We start from the raw sequence: 1,166 nt of genomic DNA on the forward strand, positions 1-1,166 counted from the left end.
CGACGGCCAGCACCTGGTGGCCGTTGCGTCGGGCGTCGGAGAGCCGCTCCAGCAGGACCATGCCGGTGCCCTCGGCCAGGCCGAATCCGTCGGCGTCGGCGGAGAAGGCCTTGGAGCGGCCGTCCGGGGCCAGCGCGCGCTGCTTGCTGAACTCGATGAACGACCCGGCCGACGGCAGGACGGTGACGCCGCCCGCCAGTGCCAGCGAGCACTCGCCGGTGCGCAGCGACTGGGCGGCCAGGTGCAGGGCGACCAGCGAGGACGAGCAGGCGGTGTCCACGGTGACGGCGGGACCTTCGAACCCGAAGGTGTAGGCGAGGCGGCCGGAGGCGACGCTGGCGGTGTTGCCGGTCAGCAGGTAGCCGCTGACGTCCTCGGGCGCCTCGTACAGCCGGGGCCCGTAGTCCTGGGTCATGGCGCCGACGAAGGTGCCGGTACGGGTGCCGCGCAGGGTCGCGGGGTCGATGCCCGCGCGTTCCAGCACCTCCCAGCCGGTCTCCAGGAGGAGCCGCTGCTGGGGGTCCATGGCGAGGGCCTCGCGCGGGGAGATCCCGAAGAACTCCGGGTCGAAGTCGGCGGCGTCGTGGAGCAGGGCCGCTTCGCGCTGGTAGTAGCGGCCGGGGCGGCCGGGCTCCGGGTCGTAGAGGCCTTCGACGTCCCAGCCGCGGTCGCCGGGGAGGGCGGAGACGGCGTCGCCGCCCTCGGTGAGCAGCTGCCAGAGGGCTTCGGGGGTGTCGATGCCGCCGGGCAGCCGGCAGCTCATGGCGACGATGGCGACGGGTTCGTCCCAGGCGGCCGTGGTGGTGTCGTCGGTGGCCTCGTCCCGGGTGCCGAGGGCTTCGGCGAGGATGCGGCCGGTCAGCGAGCGCGGGGTGGGGTGGTCGAAGACGACGGTGTGCGGCAGCGCGAGGCCGGTGGCCTCGTTCAGCCGGTTGCGCAGTTCGATGGCGGTGACGGAGTCCAGGCCCAGGTCCCGGAAGGCCTGTCCGGCGCCGACCGCCGCCGGGTCGGGCAGGCTGAGCAGCGCGGCGGTCACGGAGCGGACGAGTTCGGCGACGGTGCGCTCGCGTTCGGCCTCGGGCAGGGCGGCGAGCCGGCCGCGCAGGGCCGGACCGTCGGCGGCTGTGGCGGTGGCGCCGGGCCGCTGGAAGGGGTAGGTCGGCAGC

At 75.0% G+C, this 1,166-nt stretch carries 1 protein-coding gene; it reads right to left on the reverse strand.

Translation table 11 applies throughout. The features are described 5' to 3' along the window. Positions 1–1,166: beta-ketoacyl synthase N-terminal-like domain-containing protein (locus tag ACFV0Q_RS41895; RefSeq protein WP_385013378.1), on the reverse strand; the 1,166-nt coding region annotated here is incomplete at both ends.

This window comes from Streptomyces sp. NPDC059564, assembly GCF_042735575.1.
Classification (GTDB): domain Bacteria; phylum Actinomycetota; class Actinomycetes; order Streptomycetales; family Streptomycetaceae; genus Streptomyces.